This is a genomic window from Halalkalibacter suaedae (assembly GCF_017939705.1).
GTDB classification, from domain to species: Bacteria; Bacillota; Bacilli; order Bacillales; family Bacillaceae_D; genus Halalkalibacter; species Halalkalibacter suaedae.
Map to the genome: position 1 here is coordinate 208,613 of NZ_JAGKSQ010000001.1, position 19,847 is coordinate 228,459.

General features: G+C 39.6%; 18 protein-coding genes and 1 riboswitch. Of the genes, 2 read left to right on the forward strand and 16 right to left on the reverse strand.

What is annotated here, in order from left to right:
• Positions 1–18: 18 nt before the first annotated feature.
• From J7W16_RS01020 to J7W16_RS01050, 7 genes are all read right to left on the reverse strand, one after another.
• On the reverse strand, positions 19–615 hold the full coding sequence (locus J7W16_RS01020; RefSeq protein WP_210595069.1) for an XTP/dITP diphosphatase: 597 nt from the start codon (positions 613–615) through the stop codon (positions 19–21).
• Positions 616–625: 10 nt separating this feature from the next.
• Entirely contained in the window at positions 626–1,372 is a 747-nt protein-coding gene (rph, locus tag J7W16_RS01025) for a ribonuclease PH (RefSeq protein ID WP_210595070.1), read from the reverse strand.
• A 118-nt stretch (positions 1,373–1,490) separates the two neighbouring features.
• Entirely contained in the window at positions 1,491–2,582 is a 1,092-nt protein-coding gene (locus tag J7W16_RS01030) for a GerMN domain-containing protein (RefSeq protein ID WP_210595071.1), read from the reverse strand.
• 279 nt (positions 2,583–2,861) lie between these two features.
• Positions 2,862–3,671 carry a glutamate racemase gene (gene racE, locus J7W16_RS01035; RefSeq protein WP_283245999.1) on the reverse strand — a complete coding sequence of 270 codons (810 nt, stop codon included), beginning with the start codon at positions 3,669–3,671 and terminating at the stop codon, positions 2,862–2,864.
• A 33-nt stretch (positions 3,672–3,704) separates the two neighbouring features.
• The gene (locus tag J7W16_RS01040; protein ID WP_246879827.1) at positions 3,705–4,094 is read right to left on the reverse strand and encodes a MarR family winged helix-turn-helix transcriptional regulator; all 390 of its coding nucleotides are present in this window, start codon (positions 4,092–4,094) and stop codon (positions 3,705–3,707) included.
• A 687-nt stretch (positions 4,095–4,781) separates the two neighbouring features.
• Complete coding sequence (ptsP, locus tag J7W16_RS01045; RefSeq protein WP_210595074.1) at positions 4,782–6,500, reverse strand: phosphoenolpyruvate--protein phosphotransferase; 1,719 nt, start codon at positions 6,498–6,500, stop codon at positions 4,782–4,784.
• 2 nt (positions 6,501–6,502) lie between these two features.
• Positions 6,503–6,766, reverse strand: a complete 264-nt coding sequence (locus J7W16_RS01050) for a phosphocarrier protein HPr (RefSeq protein WP_210595075.1) — start codon at positions 6,764–6,766, stop codon at positions 6,503–6,505.
• A gap of 526 nt (positions 6,767–7,292) precedes the next feature.
• Here J7W16_RS01050 and J7W16_RS01055 point away from each other — a divergent pair.
• Entirely contained in the window at positions 7,293–7,517 is a 225-nt protein-coding gene (locus tag J7W16_RS01055) for a helix-turn-helix domain-containing protein (protein ID WP_210595076.1), read from the forward strand.
• A gap of 116 nt (positions 7,518–7,633) precedes the next feature.
• Here the strand turns inward: J7W16_RS01055 and sdhB are convergent, their stop codons facing one another.
• The 4 genes from sdhB to J7W16_RS01075 form a co-directional block, all read right to left on the reverse strand.
• Positions 7,634–8,383, reverse strand: coding sequence for a succinate dehydrogenase iron-sulfur subunit (gene sdhB / locus J7W16_RS01060; protein ID WP_246879787.1), 750 nt, complete (start codon positions 8,381–8,383; stop codon positions 7,634–7,636).
• On the reverse strand, positions 8,380–10,149 hold the full coding sequence (sdhA, locus tag J7W16_RS01065) for a succinate dehydrogenase flavoprotein subunit (protein WP_210595077.1): 1,770 nt from the start codon (positions 10,147–10,149) through the stop codon (positions 8,380–8,382). The genes sdhB and sdhA overlap by 4 nt, the downstream gene beginning before the upstream one ends.
• 21 nt (positions 10,150–10,170) lie before the next feature.
• Entirely contained in the window at positions 10,171–10,800 is a 630-nt protein-coding gene (locus J7W16_RS01070) for a succinate dehydrogenase cytochrome b558 subunit (RefSeq protein ID WP_210595078.1), read from the reverse strand.
• 310 nt (positions 10,801–11,110) lie between these two features.
• Positions 11,111–12,460 (reverse strand): TrkH family potassium uptake protein, encoded by a 1,350-nt coding sequence (locus tag J7W16_RS01075; RefSeq protein ID WP_210595079.1) that lies wholly within the window; start codon positions 12,458–12,460, stop codon positions 11,111–11,113.
• 124 nt (positions 12,461–12,584) lie between these two features.
• On the opposite strand from J7W16_RS01075, the gene J7W16_RS01080 reads away from it, so the two are divergent.
• Complete coding sequence (locus J7W16_RS01080) at positions 12,585–12,962, forward strand: YslB family protein (protein WP_210595080.1); 378 nt, start codon at positions 12,585–12,587, stop codon at positions 12,960–12,962.
• A 75-nt stretch (positions 12,963–13,037) separates the two neighbouring features.
• On the opposite strand, the gene J7W16_RS01085 is transcribed toward J7W16_RS01080, so the two are convergent.
• The 5 genes from J7W16_RS01085 to J7W16_RS01105 form a co-directional block, all read right to left on the reverse strand.
• A complete protein-coding gene (locus J7W16_RS01085) occupies positions 13,038–14,246 on the reverse strand; it encodes an aspartate kinase (RefSeq protein ID WP_210595081.1) in 1,209 nt (402 codons plus the stop codon).
• A gap of 113 nt (positions 14,247–14,359) precedes the next feature.
• Positions 14,360–14,547, reverse strand: a riboswitch (Lysine riboswitch).
• A gap of 69 nt (positions 14,548–14,616) precedes the next feature.
• Positions 14,617–16,389 (reverse strand): excinuclease ABC subunit UvrC, encoded by a 1,773-nt coding sequence (gene uvrC, locus J7W16_RS01090; protein ID WP_210595082.1) that lies wholly within the window; start codon positions 16,387–16,389, stop codon positions 14,617–14,619.
• A gap of 118 nt (positions 16,390–16,507) precedes the next feature.
• Entirely contained in the window at positions 16,508–16,822 is a 315-nt protein-coding gene (gene trxA / locus J7W16_RS01095; protein ID WP_210595083.1) for a thioredoxin, read from the reverse strand.
• Positions 16,823–17,042: 220 nt separating this feature from the next.
• Entirely contained in the window at positions 17,043–17,456 is a 414-nt protein-coding gene (locus J7W16_RS01100) for a DUF350 domain-containing protein (protein WP_210595084.1), read from the reverse strand.
• Positions 17,457–17,470: 14 nt separating this feature from the next.
• On the reverse strand, positions 17,471–19,831 hold the full coding sequence (locus J7W16_RS01105) for an endonuclease MutS2 (protein WP_210595085.1): 2,361 nt from the start codon (positions 19,829–19,831) through the stop codon (positions 17,471–17,473).
• Between the last annotated feature and the right edge of the window lie 16 nt (positions 19,832–19,847).

The following is a 19,847-nucleotide window of genomic DNA, read 5'->3' on the forward strand; positions in this document are numbered from 1 at the left end:
AGGTTTCCTCCTTCCGCGTTAGCTCCACTCATGCTCATGAGTAAACACCAACTGAATTGCTTTCGCTCGATGACTACGTTCATTTTTTTGCACTGGAGAAAGCTCTGCCATCGTTTTTTGAAGCTCTGGAATAAAAAAGATCGGGTCATAACCGAATCCGTTTTCACCAATGACTTCCATTGTAATTCTTCCTTCACACGTACCTTCATAAATCAAGGTTTCCTCGTTTGGCCGTGCTACAGCCATTGCACAAAAGAAACGAGCTGTTCGATCTTCACTAGGTAGGTCTGCTAATTCGTTGAGAACTTTATCAATATTAGCCTTGTCATCTTTTTCTTCCCCAGCGTATCTAGCAGAATAAATACCTGGACGACCATCTAGTGCATCAACAATTAAACCAGAATCATCAGCAATAACCATTTTACCTAATCTATTTGAAAGAGCCTCTGCCTTCTTTTTAGCATTTTCAGCAAAAGTTTGTCCATCTTCAACTACCTCTTCAACCTCGGGGAAATCTCTTAAAGACTTAACTGACCAATTCTTACTGCCAAATAGCTGCTTAAACTCTTTGACTTTCCCTTCATTTAAGGTTGCAATAATCACTTCCTGTTCCATAGTACCCTCCTTATTTTTGTGCTTTCATTCGTCCATTAATCTCACCTAGTATTTCTTTTTGTGTCGAAATTAACGATTCAATTCCTTTTTCGGCTAAATCGAGTAACGAATGTAACTGTTCCCTAGTATAGGTTGCTTCCTCACCAGTCCCTTGAAGCTCAACAAATTGCCTTGAACCAGTCATGACAACATTCATATCAACCTCAGCCGCAGCATCCTCTACATAACTTAAATCAAGAATCGGCCCATGCTGTTGATCAATCCCTACTGAAATCGCAGCCAAATAATCCTTAATTGGCCATGCTTTGATTTTCTTTTCTGAGACAGCCTTGTCCATCGCCAAAGCAAGAGCGACAAATGCACCTGTAATTGAGGCTGTTCTTGTTCCGCCGTCAGCTTGAATCACATCACAATCAATCCAAACCGTTCGCTCTCCTAATTTTGAAAGGTCAAGTATTGAACGTAAGGAGCGTCCAATTAAGCGTTGGATTTCCATCGTCCGACCTGCGACCTTTCCTTTAGAAGATTCTCTAATCGTCCGCTTCTCTGTTGCACGCGGCAGCATCGCATATTCAGCTGTGATCCATCCTTTTCCTTGCCCACGAAGAAATGGTGGTACTCTATCTTCAATACTAGCTGTACAGATGACTTTTGTTTCACCCATTGAAATGAGAACAGAACCCTCGGGATGCTTAACGAAATTTGGCACAATCGTTACATCACGGAGATCTGTTTGGAGACGACCATCTTGCCTCATACTGACACCTCCTGCTACCTAATCAGGTAATGATTAAAAAGGAGAAGCAAATAGCTTCTCCTTTTTTTGATATTTTTTATTATAAATAAATTTATAGTCTACGTCCAATAGCTGCCAATTAGTAGCTTCCTGTGTTCACCAGCTCAGGTCTTGAAACAGGCTCTGCGGGTTGTCCCGTTTCTGTTAAAACATTTGCCTCACCATTAACTTGTATCGCCACTTGCTCGACACCTTCTTGTTCAGTTAATGTTAGCGCTAGCATGTTTAGCACTTCAGAGGATACCGCTGTTGATTGCAACTGACTTAACACCGATTCATTAAAGTTTACTGTCACAACCCCATTATCATACTTCGGTTCGTCAAGCAGTGCGACCCCTTGACGGAAATCAGTTAATAACTCAGTTTGTAGTGAAGGTCCCTTGATCAGCTCATTAACAGCTGCAGCAAGTGATTCCTCCTTAAGACTAACTCGTCTTGTCACTGGGACATAGTAAGTGTTGTCCCCATTTTGGGCAAGGAAGTAAAGGGTGACCCCTTTACTATTAACCACATCTGTTACATTTCCTGACTCAATATTGATGCCATCCTCACGACTAACACCTTCCCCAATAGGCGTTCCATTCACCGGCATCATTGCTTGATCATAACCATTTACTTTAATTTGGACTTTTTCGACGTTTTCAAACTGTGTCAATGTCCATGTAATTGATTGCAGGATTTGCATTTCCATATTTGGATCATAGTCCTTAAACTCACTAGAGAAATCAGCAATTGCTACGCCATCCTTTAAATTAACATCAACAATCGTCCCAGCAGGAATGACTGCTTTAAATCCATTCGGTAGCATCTCAGAAATAGGCCCACCATCTACTAAATACTCTAAAGATTGACGAAGCACACTCTCTGTTTTCGGAAGTTCTATCGTTTGCGGGACAACCATACCGTTTGCATCAATCAAATATAATTCTCTCGCCACATTCTCCACTGCTGCTTCTCCATCCTCACTACCTTCTTCACCTTCTTCGTTTCCATCCGCCGGCTCTTCTTCAGACGGTTCCTCATCAAATACTAGCTCCTCACCATCTTCTACATAGCTTGTAGGTGGTGTATCCATCTCATTCGTCGCTTCATTCGAACCAAACGAACAAGCCGTCATTGTCATCACAGTTAATGCAAGAATGGGAACCCCTCTTCGTATTACTTTTCGCATTGTTTTCCCTCCTAAGATAGTTTGTACTCTATATATACGAGCCCCCCAAAAAGAATAGACCAAGTTTTTTAGAAAAACTTGGCCTCCCCCGGCTACACAATGTAAGAAATCTCATCTTAGCCTTCCTCTATTATTGCCAAGCTCCGGTGTACGGGGGAGGCCTTAGTTTTTCTTACCTCCCCTAACTCCAATCTCTTTCACCCGACGTTAATGATTCAATCAAGAAAGTCCGTTTTCAAATAAAAAAACCACTAGAGCATATCACTCTAATGGTTTTCACTATTTTATACCTTGGCCCAATGTGATTGATTCCACTCTTTCAACATTGACCTCTAACCACTGATCTGCAAGCCTTTTAAATCTTTCAGCACTACCTGTTGTAAAAAAGCTGTGTCTTGGATTGCGGTCTTCAGTAAAAAGGAGATTCTTATGATAAAGAAGACTACTAACCTCTCTAGCAGTTTCGTCACCAGAAGAAATGAGATTGATATCTTCTCCGACACTCTTACTAATTACCTCACGTAGTAATGGGTAATGCGTACACCCTAATATCAATGTATCGAAGTTTCGATGATCTAAGGGCTTTAATGTCTCATTTACAATTTTCTCGGCTTCTTCACCAAAAAAGATCCCTTGTTCGACTAACGGAACAAACGGGGGACAAGCTAAGCTATCTACTTTAATTTCACTATTGATTGATTTCAGTGCCTTCTCATAGGCCTGACTTCGAATGGTGCCAGTTGTCCCAATGACTGCTACGTGATCTCGCTTTGTCACCTTCAACGCACTAATTGCACCAGGGTGTACGACGCCTACAACAGGAATGGTTAACTCCCTCTTTACCTCTTCCAACACAACAGCCGCTGCTGTGTTACAAGCAATCACCAACATTTTCATATCTTCTTCTAGGAGACGAAAAATCATCTCCCAGGTATACGTCCGAACCTCTTCTACCGTTCTTGGGCCGTATGGACAGCGTGCTGAATCACCAATATAGACAATTTCCTCTTTAGGTAATTGCCTCATGATTTCTTTGGCTACAGTTAGACCGCCAACACCCGAATCAATAACTCCAATAGGTCTATCCAACAACATTCCCTCAATTTCTATTTAACTATGAACTTACTGATTCACTCGTGATGTTTTCATTTCCTCATGCAAGACGTGTAAGCTCTTCTCTAAGAAAGTGACTTCATCTTGCGAAAAATTGGTTAACACATTCTCTAAATAATCTTGTCGCTTGTTAATTACTTCTTCGATAATTGTTCGTCCCTTAGTTAAAAGATGGATACGAACAACTCGTCTATCATTTTTATCTTTAACTCGTTCAACAAGTTCATTTTTTTCCATCCGGTCTACTAGATCCGTTGTTGTACTACAAGCGAGATACATTTTTTGGGATAATTCACCAATTGTCATATCACCATATTCATTTAACCATTGTAATGCCATAAATTGTGGTGGAGTGATTGGAAATTGCGTGAGGATTTCGCGACCCTTCTGCTTGACCATTTCCGACACTCTACGTAATGAACGCTCGATCTGCTCTATTTGGCGACGGTCCACGTTGCACACCTCCTATTGCAGCTCCATAGAAGCTGTTCCTATTATTGTCGCTTTTTTCTTATAAAAATGCAAGTATAATTGAAAACGTGAAAAAACACCCTTTATCAAATGAGTGTTTCAGCCTAGCACAATGTCTATATAACTAAGATTAGTCAATAAGCTTATTTGTAAGAGTGAGAATACACGTGACAAGTTGCTTCGACTCCGCTACCGGGATGGGGGGCAGCACCCGCCGGAGGGCATGGAACTAACCGGCTTCGCCGGTGGATTTCCATTTTGCCCTTTTTTCCTGCAGGAGTCGGCCCACCCATCCCGTCCGCTCAATTAGAGGATAAATGAGAATTGACTTACTTTCTAAGCCCTCTTTTTTGAGTACAAGTATAAAACACCTCAAAGATTTTAACTAAAGATGCTTGAGTCCCAGGACTTCGGTGATTGATAATACTCCACAAATAATATGAGGTCAATCCATCATATTGGTAATAGTCAGATTTAAGAATTAGTTCTATAATTTAATCCTGTTCATTTTAGTTTTACTGCTAGGTATAAAAAAGTTAACAAACAGGCACTAGTTTAAATAAAAACACCTTTGAGATGACCATCTCAAAGGTGTTTCGTCTAACAATTTTCTTGTTACATATCTAAATACGCTCTTACCTTTTTCTCTACTTCATCAGCTGTATCTAATGTAAGCATTTCATTGGAGAACGCACTTAGTTCTTCCTTAGAAAGAGTAAGTAACTGACTTCTTGCAGGTAGGATTGATGTTGCACTCATGCTGAATTCATCTAATCCTAAGCCTAGAAGCAATGGAATGGCGATTTCGTCTCCGGCCATTTCACCGCACATTCCAGCCCATTTCCCTTCCTTATGAGCTGCATCAATCACCATTTTAACAAGGCGAAGGATTGCTGGATGATAAGGCTGGTACAGATATGACACGCGTTCATTCATACGGTCAGCAGCCATCGTATATTGGATTAAATCATTTGTTCCAATACTGAAGAAATCAACTTCTTTAGCAAATAGATCTGCAGCTACTGCTGTTGAAGGAATTTCTACCATCATACCAACTTCAATCTGATCAGATACATCTACTCCATCAGCAACTAACTTGTCCTTTTCTTCATTGAGCATCGATTTCGCCGCACGTAACTCTTCTAACGTCGCAATCATTGGAAACATAATTTTTAAGTTCCCAAAAGCACTTGCACGCAACAAAGCACGCAGCTGTGTTTTAAAGATTTCTTTTTCCTCTAGACATAAGCGAATTGCACGGAATCCTAAGAATGGGTTCATCTCTTTAGGAAGATCTAAGTAAGAAAGTTCTTTGTCACCACCGATATCTAACGTTCTGATAACGACAGGCTTTCCTTCCATTCGTTCAACAACTTCCTTGTATGCAGTGAATTGCTCTTCTTCGGTTGGAAGCTCAGTACGGTCCATATAAAGGAACTCGGTACGGTATAAGCCAACAGCTTCTCCCCCGTTATTCAGCACACCCTCTACATCTTTTGGAGTACCAATATTCGCAGCAAGCTCTACATGCACTCCATCCTTAGTCACAGTTGAATCATTGACTAATTTAGCCCACTGTTCCTTTTGCTCCTGATATCTTTTACGCTTATCAGTGTAGAATTGAATTTCTTCTTCTGTTGGATCAACAATAATATTTCCGTCTAAACCATCAACAATCACAGTTGTTCCTGTTGATATTTTAGTCGTTACTGTTTTGGCACCAACAACTGCTGGAATTTCTAATGATCTAGACATGATTGCGGAATGTGACGTACGTCCACCAATATTGGTTGCAAATCCCTTAATAAATTCAGGGTTTAATTGAGCCGTATCAGAAGGCGTTAAATCTTCAGCAATAATAATCGTTTCTTCAGAAATTGTTGCTAAGGATTGTACCTTAACTCCTAGCAGGATACCTAGTACGCGCTTTGAGACATCTCGAATATCAGCTGCACGTTCTTTCATATACTCATTATCCATGTTTTCAAACATCGTAACGAACATCGTTGAAACTTCTTGCATTGCAAATTCAGCATTTTGATTATCGTTTTGAATTTTCTCTTTAACAGAATCTATTAGCTCTGGATCACTCAAAACAAGAATATGGGCAGCGAAGATCTCTGCTTTGTCTGGACCTAGGTCCTTTTCTGTCTTGTCTTTAATCTCACTAAGCTCTTGCTTCGCTTGAGTTAAAGCAGCTTCAAAACGATTTACCTCAGCTTCAATATTGCTAATTTCTTTTCGTTCAATCGTTAAATCTGGTTCCTCATGTAAAAAAGCTTTGGCAATCGCAACACCAGCTGATGCTGCGATACCAGTTAATTTGTCATGCATTCTTATTCTCCTAACCCTTCCTTGATTACACCTTCTAATGCTTGTAATGCTTCATCAGCATCAGAACCTTCTGCTTTAATTGTCACTTCTGCTCCTTGACCAACGCCAAGAGACATAACGCCCATAATTGATTTTAGGTTAACTGATTTACCTTTATATTCTAATGTAATATCAGAAGAAAATTGTCCTGCCTTGTTAACTAACTGTGTTGCTGGTCTTGCGTGAATTCCTGTTTCTGCTGTAATTTTAAATGTTTTTTCTGCCATGATAAATCGACCTCTTTCTAATTATAATATGATATCCTTTTGTCCCTAACAGTATATGCACTTTTCCAGGTTCTCTTCCAAACATTATGAAAACGATTAACTTTATTTTAATAAGATAAAAAAAACCAACCATAAGTAGGTATCGCACATGATGCATAAAAGGATACACTTACCCTTTATTTCTCATATACACTGCCTTACTCATGCCTGATCATGTCAGTAACACGTAAAATAAGTGTAACCATTATGTATGTTATCAGAACCGTTGTTAGTTTGATTTAATGTTAGGACTTTTGGATTGCCACAACACATAAGTTTGTGGGCAATACCATCTTTACTAATTAGTATAGCACATCCTTTTAGATTTTCAACTAATTCGCAACACTGAAAAATGTTCTACTGCAAAGTTAAAAAGAAATAACACATCAAATCAGATACAGACATATACTATCGAGACTAAAACCCTTCAATACGTGGGACTGAGTCCCCACATCGCTCTCAGCCCGAGCAAGAAGGAGTGAACTCATTGAAAGGAGCAGAATTCGGACCTAAACCCTTACTTACAAAAAGAGAACGCGAAGTCTTCGAATTACTTGTTCAAGACAAGACAACAAGAGATATCGCACAAGAACTTTTTATAAGTGAGAAAACAGTCAGAAATCACATCTCGAATACGATGCAAAAGCTTGGGGTCAAGGGGCGGTCTCAAGCAGTAATCGAACTAATTCGACTAGGAGAACTTGAAATATAAACACGCAAATTACTTTGCTCAGTGTGTTTTAGTCATGGGAAGAAGCGGTCTTCTCAAGAACCGCTTCTTTCTTCTTCAGACAAAAGAGCCTTCCTGTAAAAGGAAGGCTCTTTCTCTTATGCACCAAAGAAGTTTTTGAATGATTGTAACGTCGTTGAACGATTTAATGCTGCGATAGAAGTAGTCAATGGAATACCTTTTGGACAAGACTGAACACAGTTTTGTGAGTTTCCACAGTTGGCTAGGCCACCATCGCCCATAATTGTCTCCAAACGCTCTTCTTTATTCATTTCACCCGTTGGATGTGCATTAAATAGTCGGACTTGAGAAAGAGGTGCAGGACCAATAAAATCAGATTTACTGTTTACATTTGGACATGCCTCAAGACAAACTCCACATGTCATACATTTAGACAATTCATATGCCCACTGACGCTTCGTTTCCGCCATACGTGGTCCTGGTCCTAAATCGTACGTTCCATCGATAGGGATCCATGCTTTTACTTTTTTCAATGAATCAAACATTCTACTACGATCAACCATTAAGTCACGTACAACAGGGAATGTCTTCATCGGTTCTAAGTGAATTGGTTGAGTCAGTTGATCAACTAATGCAGTACAGGATTGACGAGGCTTCCCGTTAATTACCATTGAACAAGCACCACATACTTCCTCAAGACAGTTCATATCCCAAGCAACCGGTGTTGTTTGCTCCCCTTTTGTATTAACTGGGTTACGACGAAACTCCATTAATGCCGAAATAACATTCATATTTTGACGATAAGGAACCTCGAACTCTTCAATATATGGAGCACTGTTTTGGTCGTCCTGTCTCGTTACTTTAAACTTTATTGTTTTTCCACTCATGATTTAACAGCTCCTTGCTTTTTTTGAGAATAATCTCGCTTACGAGGTTTAATTAACGATGTATCAACCTCTTCATACGTAAATTCAGGGCTATTAGTCGCTGCATTATAGGTTGCCTTCGTTGTTTTTAGGAAGTCTTCATCGTTACGCTCAGGGAAGTCCGGCTTATAATGAGCCCCACGACTTTCATTACGGTTATAAGCTCCAAGCGTAATAACACGAGCTAGGCTTAACATTCCATCAAGCTGACGTGTAAATGATGCCCCTTGGTTACTCCATTTAGCTGTATCATTGATATTGATATTTTTGTAACGTTCCATTAATTCTTGGATCTTCTCATCTGTCTTCAGAAGCTTGTCATTGTATCGAACAACAGTAACGTTATCTGTCATCCATTCTCCAAGCTCTTTGTGAAGAACATATGCATTTTCTTTTCCATCCATCTTCATGATATCATCAAATGCTTGTTGCTCTTTCTTAACTTCATTTTCAAATAATGATGAAGACATAGACTCGGCTGATTTTTCTAAGCCATTCATATACTCAACCGCCTTAGGTCCTGCAACCATCCCTCCGTAAATTGCTGAGAGTAGAGAGTTTGCTCCTAAGCGATTTCCACCGTGCTGAGAGTAGTCACATTCACCAGCAGCGAATAATCCAGGGATATTTGTCATTTGATCATAATCAATCCACATTCCACCCATTGAATAGTGAACAGCAGGGAAGATCTTCATCGGTACTTTACGTGGATCATCACCCATGAACTTTTCATAGATTTCAATGATTCCACCTAATTTAATATCAAGCTCTTTTGGATCCTTATGAGATAGATCAAGATAGACCATGTTCTCACCATTAATTCCGAGCTTTTGTTCAACACAGACGTCAAAGATTTCACGTGTCGCAATATCACGAGGTACGAGATTTCCATAGGCCGGATACTTTTCTTCAAGGAAGTACCATGGTTTTCCGTCCTTGTAAGTCCATACACGTCCACCTTCTCCACGAGCTGACTCACTCATTAGACGAAGCTTATCATCCCCTGGGATTGCGGTTGGATGGATTTGAATAAATTCACCATTCGCATAATGTACACCTTGTTGGTATAGCTTTGCCGCTGCATAACCTGTATTGATTACTGAGTTGGTTGACTTACCAAATATGATACCAGGTCCACCTGTTGCCATAATGACTGCATCAGCCGGAAAACTACGAATCTCAGAAGATCTTAAATCTTGTGCAGTAATTCCACGACAGGATCCTTCGTCATCAACAACAGCTGAAAGAAATTCCCATCCTTCATACTTCGTAACTAATCCACTCACTTCATGGCGACGTACTTGCTCATCTAGTGCATATAATAACTGCTGACCTGTTGTTGCACCAGCAAATGCAGTACGATGATGCTGCGTTCCACCGAAGCGACGAAAATCTAGTAAACCTTCAGGTGTACGGTTAAACATAACACCCATTCGATCCATTAAATGAATAATACCAGGAGCTGCTTCCGTCATTGCTTTAACAGGTGGTTGGTTTGCTAGGAAATCGCCACCATATACAGTGTCATCAAAATGCTCCCACGGAGAATCTCCTTCCCCTTTTGTATTAACGGCTCCATTAATTCCTCCTTGTGCACAGACCGAGTGTGAACGTTTTACTGGAACTAATGAGAAAAGATCAACAGATACACCTTTTTCAGCTGCCTTAATCGCGGCCATTAAACCTGCTAAACCACCACCGACAACAATAACTCTACCTTTAGCCATGCTTGACCCTCTCCTTATCTATTAAATGTTTGCTAAGTCTGGATTGATAAATGCAAGAATCGCACGAATTCCTACAAACGTTAATGCGAAGAATATACCGATTGTCACATATGTTGCAATTTGTTGAGAGCGTGGAGTTACTGTGATTCCCCAAGATACCGCAAACGACCAAAGTCCATTTGCAAAGTGGAATGTTGCTGCAACAACACCAACAATATAGAAAGCAATCATGAATGGATTACTGAAAATGTCCGCCATCATATCAAAGTTCACTTCTGCCCCAAATGCAGCTGCAATTCTAGTTTCCCAAACATGCCAAGTAATCCAAATTAATAGAAACACACCCGACCAGCGTTGGATTCGAAACATCCAATTCCGGAAAAATCCATATCTAGCTGTGTTATTTCTTGCCTGGAAAGCAATGTACAACCCATAAATAGCATGATAGAGGATTGGAATAAAAATAACAAAAATTTCAAGAACATAACGGAAAGGCAAATTCTCCATAAAATGGGCTGCTTGATTAAACGCACTTGCTCCCCTTGTTGCAAAATGATTAATAACAAAATGCTGGATTAGAAACACTCCAATTGGAATGACTCCGAGTAATGAATGTAACTTACGGTTAAAATACTCACGATTACTTGCCATACCTTTTCCCCCCAATTTTTATCCTATCAACATACATAATTTCAAGCTGCTGCTTTCTCTTCCTAAATGATTTCAATTTGGTTTTAAACGATCCTATTTGTCACCAAATCTTCATCTTTATGAAACAATTAGTGAGAAAACCGACAGATTAATTGTACTCTCATCATGAACAATGGTCAAGAAAACGTATACAAGTTTTAACGCTTATACGCACAAAACAAGCAAGTAAATAAAGGTAGTAAAAGACAAAAAAGGATTTGCATGTTTCCTTCTACTAAATGAAGAGAAGTAAAAGGAAACGCAAAACCTTTTAACCAATGATAATTCGTTCTGTTGGATACTTAAAATGACTCTTTGTTTCCCTTCTTCTAATTGAAAATAAGAAGGCAATCAGGCCGACTCTACCAATAAACATTAGGATCATTAAGACACATTGACTAGGGAATGATAGACTCGGGGTTATTCCCATCGAAAGACCACATGTACCAAACGCTGATGCTGTTTCAAAGATAATCGCAATTAAACTAAGGTCATTTTTAGCTTCGAAAGCAGAAATTAATGTTACAGCAACGAACAACAGTACGAGGAAGACAGATAGAACAATAAATGCCTTTTGTCGATCTTCTGGGTGGATTTCCCTTCCAAATACCTTAACATCTTCCTTACCTAGTGCAAAACTACGTATCGTTAAAAACATGACCGCAATGGTTGTTGTTCGAATCCCTCCACCCACACTAGAGGGACTTGCACCAATTATCATTAATGCCGACATAAATAAGAGGGTGGCTTTACTTAATTCAGAAACATCCATTATAGCTAAACCGCCACTTCTTGCGGTTGCGGAATTGAAGAGAGAGTGAAACAACTGCTGATGCCATTCTAACCCTACATAATAATGCCCTGTTTCTAAAGCCCAAATCCCAATCACACCAATGATAAAAACAGCAAAGTATGTTGTTGTTGTGATTTTCGTAAATAAGCTGAACTTGAAATTCGGATTTTTTCTAGAAATATATTCTCTTAATTCCAAAAGCACTGGAAAGCCAATGGCTCCCGCAAAAATCAGTAAAATCACGACTAGTTGTACATAATAATCATTGGCAAATGGTATTAATGATTGCCCTGTCACATCAAAACCAGCGTTCGTAAAGGCACTAAGCGAAGCGAAGGCCCCCTGATAATACGCTTCTAGAGGGGTATCAAAATAACGCATAAAATACGTTCCTAAAATAAGTGCTCCAATAAACTCAATAATTAAAGCAACAAACAAAATACCTCGCATTAAATTGACTAGTCCAGCGAAATTATTTTGATTTTGGTCAACCATAATAAGCATACGTTGTGAAAGATTGATCTTTCTTCCAAAGAGCATCCAGACAAAAGTACCCATTGTCATAATACCAATTCCGCCTAGCTGCATCGCTAAAGCAAGAAAAAAGATGCCAATATCACTAAAAGTGTCTGGTATATTTACTACTGTTAAGCCGGTTACACTAACAGCACTTACCGAGGTAAAAAGAGCCTTAGAATACGTGACATCAGTCCCTGGAAGATGTGAAATCGGCAAATAAAGTAAAATACTGAACAGAATCATCGCTATAACATATGCAATTATTATGACTCGAAATGGTGAAAGAAACTGATTTAAACCTGACTTCATCGTTTGTAAACCTCCGTAATGCGTCCGAGACTTAGTATATCATTTTCAAAATTACAAGGCTAGAAGTGGTAGAGAATTCTTCAGTTTCTATTTATAATAAACAAGGAGAGAGGTGCATACATACATGGAAGATAATTGGTTTGGCTATGATTTAATAAGGAATGATATATTACGGGATGTATTAGGAAAAGAGCATGACCCCATGCTTTATTGGGTTGGAAAGTCCCTTGCTCGCAAGTATCCATTACAATCAACTGAAGAACTTATTACTTTTTTTGAAAAAGCAAATTGGGGAATGCTAGAGCTTATTCAAGAAAAAAGACATGAGTATACATTTAAGTTATCAGGCCCTTGGATGGGCAAGCTTGACTCACGCTGTTATCAGCTTGAAGCTGGTTTTCTTGCTCAACAGCTTGATACATGGAAAGATAAAAGTACAGGTGCTTCATACTCTACACATAAAGGAAACATTATTATCGAAGTCGAGATTGACCGAGGATAAGAAAGAGGCCACTGAACAAGGTAGGTTTTACCTTACCTTAATTCAGTGGCCTTTTCTCCATTAACAAATGACATACTATTCTAATTGAAAAGCTTTATGAAGCATTTCAACCGCTAGAACCATGTTTCTTTCATCAACAACCGCTGATACTTTGATTTCAGATGTACTAACCATCTTAACAGCAATCTCATATTCAGCTAATATTTCAAACATTTGAGCAGCAACACCAGGATTTGAGACCATACCTGAACCGACAATTGAAACCTTTGCTAGTTCTTCCTCAAAGTGAATATCCTTGAAGCCTAACTCCTGTTGTACTTCTGTTAAAGCAGCTAACGTGTCTTTTAGTGTGCTTTGGGTGATTGAGAAAGATACATTCATGAAGTCTTCTGTATATTGATGTTGAATAATAATATCAACATTAACCTTCTTATTCGACAGTGTTGTAAATAACTTTGCAAGCGTGTTTAATTTGTTTGGTAAACCCTCTACTGTCACCTTCGTTACATCATTCTCAAATGCAATTCCTCTTACTAGCAAGTTCTCTTCCACTGTCTCTTCCTCCCCAATCATTGTTCCCGCTTCATCACTCATACTTGATGCAACAAGGAGTGGCATCGAATAATTCTTGGCAAATTCAACCGATCTTGGATGTAGTACACCAGCACCCAAATTAGCCATTTCTAACATCTCATCATAAGAAATAGAGTCTAACTTTCTCGCCTTAGCAACATAACGTGGGTCAGTAGTGAATACACCCGTTACGTCTGTATAAATTTCACAGCACTCTGCTTCGATTGCAACAGCTAACGCAACAGCTGTTGTATCTGAACCTCCACGTCCTAATGTGGTAATTTCAGATTCACTGATCCCTTGAAATCCAGCAACGATCACAATCTTTCCAAGAGAGAGCTCTTCTACTATACGCTCATTTACAATTGAAGTAATTTTTGCATTTCCATGGTGAGCTTCGGTTTGAATACCCGCTTGCCAACCAGTTAAAGAGATCGCATCAATGCCCTTTTCCATGAGTGCCATCGTGAGTAAGGCGATTGTAACCTGCTCACCAGTCGATAACAGCATATCCATTTCTCTCTTGCTAGGTTCAGCAGAAATTTGCCCAGCTAGATCTACTAGGTGATCTGTTGCTTTTCCCATTGCTGAGACAACAATAACTAGCTCGTGCCCCTCAGCTGCAGCCTTCTCGATTCGATTTGCGACATTCTTAATTCGTTCAACGGAGCCAACCGATGTCCCTCCATACTTATGAACTAATCTTCCCATCTATTTTCATCCTTTCTTTCTCACCTCTCTAAAGAACAAAAAAAGCATCAGCAAGGAAAACCCCTCACTGATGCTAGTCATACCAATCCGGTACCACACTGCTCCCTGTTCTCTCGTGAGATAGTTCTCCACATCCATTTGGGTAACGGATGTGACAGCCCTATGCTTCTTAAACATAGGTCCAGCATCAGGACGTATGAGACGTCTTAACACTTCGGCGAATTCCCCTTTCCACTCTTGTCGTCGGTTTCTCATCTACCTCAAAGAGTATACTGTTGGTTTTCGCGCCTCTACCATCACTTCATGATGAAGTGCGGCATATTCAATTAATTCTTATCTTAACAAAGAGTTCTACTAACGGCAATAGACGTTATTCCTGTTTTAGTGATTTTACGATTTCTTCCGCTACATTTTTGGGAATAGAAAGCTCTCTGAAATCTTCTACTGACGCTTCCCTCATTTTTTTTATTGAACCGAAATGTTTAAGTAATTGCCGTTTTCGCTTTTCCCCAACACCAGGTATGTCATCAAGTGATGATTGGAAGAAGGTCTTACTTCTTGTTTGACGGTGAAACGTAATCGCAAAACGGTGGACCTCATCTTGGATTCGTTGAAGTAAATAGAATTCATGACTATCTCTTTTTAAATGGACTAATGCCGGTGGATCACCCATCATTAATTGTGACGTACGGTGTTTATCATCTTTTACTAAACCACAAACTGGAATGGATAAACCTAATTCGTCGGAGACAATTTCCTGTGCCGCACTAATTTGTCCCTTTCCCCCATCAATGACAATCAAATCGGGCAGCGGTAGCGATTCTTTTAAAAGACGAACATAGCGTCTGCGAACAACCTCACGCATCGATTCATAGTCATCCGAACCGACAACTGTCTTGATTTTGTACTTACGGTAATCTTTTCGACTCGGCTTGCCATCTAAAAAAGTGACCATTGCCGAAACCGGATCTGTCCCTTGAATGTTTGAATTATCAAAGGCTTCAATTCGATAAGGTGTAGCAATACCTAATTTTTCTCCAAGGCTCTCAATTGCTTTGATTGTTCTTTCCTCATTCCGTTCAATAAGTGAGAACTTTTCTTTTAATGCAACAGCTGCATTTTGATTGGCAAGATCAAGAAGCTCTTTTTTCTTTCCCCGAATCGGATGATGAGCTTTAACCGATAGAAGCTGTTCAACTAATTCAGTCTCAACCTCTGGGGGAATGAGCAACTCAGCAGGCTTAATATGTTCTTTCTTCATATAGAACTGACCAATGAATGTCATTAAGTCTTCCTGAGCCTCTTTATAAAATGGAAAGATTGACACATCTCGTTCAATCAGCTTCCCTTGACGGATAAAGAAGACTTGAACACACATCCAGCCTTTGTCATAGGCAAAGCCAAACACATCACGGTCAATATGATCGTTAATCGCCATTTTTTGTTTTTCCATGACTGCTTCCATATGAACCAGTGTGTCTCTTATTTCCTTCGCCCGTTCAAAATCGAGATCCTCCGATGCTTTCATCATTTTATCTGTCAGCTGTGATTTCACTTCAGAGTGTCCTGAGCGTAGAAATTTAGCGATTTCTTTGACAAGCATTTGATTTTCTTCCTTGGATACATCTTTCACACAAGGGGCCAAACATTGTCCGATATGATAATACAAACAAACCTTATCAGGAAGGGTGCGACATTTTCTTAGTGGATAGAGTCGATCTAATAGCTTCTTCGTTTCTGAAGCTGCTCCTGCATTAGGATATGGCCCGAAATACTTTCCACCATCTTTTTTAACCTGTCTAGTAATAATTAGTCGAGGATGTTCCTCGTTCGTAATTTTCAAGTAAGGATATGATTTATCGTCTTTTAGCATGACATTATATTTCGGATCATATTTTTTAATTAAATTTAATTCGAGAATAAGTGCCTCAATATTAGAAGATGTTACGATATATTCAAAGTCAACAATTTCGCCAACAAGTCTTTGCGTTTTCGCATCATGAGATCCTGTAAAATAAGAGCGAACTCGATTTTTTAACACTTTTGCTTTTCCGACATAAATAACTGTATCCTGACGATCCTTCATTAAATAGCAACCTGGTTGATCAGGGAGAATCGCTAGTTTTTCCTTTAACTGATTCATCGGATTCACCTCACCTTCTATTGTTCGCTAGAAGTGAAAAGAATGCAAGTAAATTAACTTTAGTAATAGATGGCAACACAACAAAAAAATCTGCCCATAAAAGGCAGATTCTTAGGAATTAAAGATGCTTGTTAAGAAGCTCAGCTAAAGCGTCTTTTGGTTGGAAACCAACTACTTGATCCACAACTTCGCCATCTTTTAGAACTAGAAGTGTCGGAATACTCATTACACTGTATTTGCTAGCAGTTTCTTGGTTTTCATCCACATCTAATTTCGTGATTTTTACTTTATCGCCCATTTCTGAATCAAGTTCTTCTAAAACGGGTGCAATCATTTTACAAGGTCCGCACCAAGGTGCCCAAAAATCCGCTAGAACTACACCTTCACTCGTCTCAGAAGCAAACGTTGCATCAGTCACATTAACAATTGCCATAATTAAAAACCTCCTCTTTCCTAATACGTTATTACACCGTAAGTATACCATCACATACAAATATTGGCGAACAACTTGCTCAATATTTACTATCCCCTATTTTAGTGATATTACTATTACACCAAAAGGAACATATAAACAATACCTGCTAATATGAATGCTCCACAGCAGACATATAGGATTTTCATTAATGTCTCCACTATTTTTGCTCTCCTTATTGCTAGCGAGCAATAATGCTAGCACCGATAACATATGATAAACCAACTGAAATGATCATCGCAATAAATCCTACAGCCCGGTTATCATTAGCGATTTCCTGATCAATTTTAAAAGTTGGGGTGAGAAATTCAAAGATAAAATAACTAAACAAAAGTAAAACGAATCCTAAAACACCCCATCCAAGCATTGTAAGTAGTGTATCAGAATGTTCGATGGAATGTCTAAATATATTAGCAACTCCAAATATTTTCCCACCCGTTGCTAAGGAAACGGCAATATTGCCATTCTTTATTTCTTGCCAGTTATTGTAGGTCGTTACTAATTCGAAAATCGCGAGAAATAAAATGAGTGCAAGAAGTGAAACACTATAGTAGGCAGTCGTCCGAATCCACTCATATTCAAATAATGCGTCCATATTCCTCTCCTTTCTTATTTTAATTCAACGACGGTATTTCCTAAACCACCTTCATTCATGCCACCATCGCGTTCATTTTTCACTTGTGGGTGCTTTTTCAGCAATTGTTTGACTCCTTTACGAAGTGCACCGCTCCCTTTACCGTGGATAATCGACACTTGATGGTAACCAGCAAGCAAGGCATCATCAATATACTTCTCCACTAGTCGCATCGCATCCTCATAACGCTCTCCTCGCAAATCGAGCTCTGCCTTTACATGATGGTCATTTCCTCGAATCATTGCCATTGGTTTCGTTTCAACTTGCTTTGGTTTATCGATTAGTTGGAGATCGTCTTTTTTTACCTTCATCTTCATAATACCGATTTGAACTTGGAATTCTTCATCACTCATTTTCTCAACGACAAATCCTTTTTGTCCAAAGCTTAGAACCTTTACCTCATCACCAGCTTCAATATTTTGCATTGCTTTTGCAGCGACTTTCTTAACTTTTTTCTGCTTTGGCGTTAAGCTAGGTGTGGCAAGATCAAGATGCTTTTTCGCATCAATAATTTGATGTTCTTTTACTGAGATACCCTCTTTTTGAAGATCTCTTAACTCCTCAATAATCATCTCAGCTTCCTCTTTCGCTTGCTGGACGGCTTTCTCAGCTTTCTCTTCTGCCTCTTTCAATAACTGTTCTTTTCGCTCCTCAAAGCGTTCGAGTTCTTCTGTTAGTTCTCTTCGCAAGCGATCTGCTTCATTCCGAATCGCTTGAGCCTCGCTCCACTCGCTTTCTGCAGACTTTTGGCTTGTTTCTAATGAAGCAATCATTGATTCAATTTGATTTGTTTCACTATCGATTTGTTCCTTGGCCTTATCGATGATACGTTCATCTAATCCAAGTCTTCTTGAAATCGCAAAGGCATTACTTCTCCCAGGAACACCAATTAGTAATCGGTAAGTTGGACGTAATGTCTCAACATTAAATTCGACACTTGCATTCATTGCTCCTTCTCTGTTGTATGCGTACCCTTTTAGTTCGCTATAATGAGTCGTTGCCACAACACAAGCTCCGCGATTATAGACGTCATCAAGAATAGAAATCGCTAGTGCAGCCCCTTCTGTCGGATCAGTTCCAGCACCTAATTCATCAAATAAAACAAGACTTTGAAAATCAACTTTGCTTAGAATATCTACAATGTTAGTCATATGTGATGAAAATGTACTTAAGCTTTGCTCAATCGATTGTTCATCACCGATATCAGCAAACACCTGCTTAAATACAGCGAGCTCAGAGTCATCTTCACCAGGAATATGGAGCCCAGATTGAGCCATAAGCGTCAGCAAGCCTACCGTTTTTAAGGTTACTGTTTTACCACCAGTGTTAGGACCAGTGATAATCAGTGATCGGTAGCTTCCACCAAGTTCAATATCAATCGGAACAACCTCATCATCTTCTAGTAACGGATGTCTTGCTTTTTTGATATACATATATCCTTTTTCATTTAACTTCGGTTCAGTAGCCTTAATTTGTTTTGCGTACCTAGCTTTTGCAAAGATAAAGTCTAAGCTAGCCAAGACTGAAAGATTTAGTAAGATCTCATCTGCCACGAGTGCAACTTCTTCAGAAAGCTCAGCTAAAATTCGTTCGACTTCCCTTTCTTCCTTGCCCTTCGCTTCACGCAATTGATTATTAAGTGTAACAACTGCCTGTGGTTCAATAAACAGTGTTGCACCTGATGCAGACTGATCGTGCACAATCCCACCGAATGAGCCACGGTATTCCTGCTTAACTGGAATAACAAATCGATCGTTTCTAATCGTAATGATTGCATCTGAGAGCATCTTTTGCGTACTCGTAGACCTAGTCATACTTTCAAGTTTAGAGCGTACACCTGATTCATAACTACGAATTTGCTGCCTGATCGTTCTAAGTGCAGGACTTGCCGAATCTAACACATGGCCATTATCATCAATACATTGCTTAATCGCATGTTCAACATCAGTTAACGGCACTACTTGTTCTGCATACCCAAAAAGCAATGGAATACCTATTTCTTCTTCTGCAAACATCGTAACAAGGAACTTCTTTAATCGACGTCCGCCATAGATGGTACTCGCTACTTCATTAAGCTCAGAAGCCGAAAGGGCCCCACCAATTTTCGCTCGCTTAGCATGTGCGGTTACATCAAAAATTCCACCTAAAGGTACCTGTCCTTTTAATCGTAAGACCGTCGCCCCTTCAGCGGTTTCCTTTTGCCAACGGTGCACCTCTTCTAATTCAACTGAAGGGTGCAATTCCTCAAGCCTCTGTTTACCAAGCGAAGATGAAACGTGCTCCCGAATTTGTGCCTTCACCTTCGCATATTCTAATACACGTAGTACTCGTTCCATATGCTGTACTCCTTTT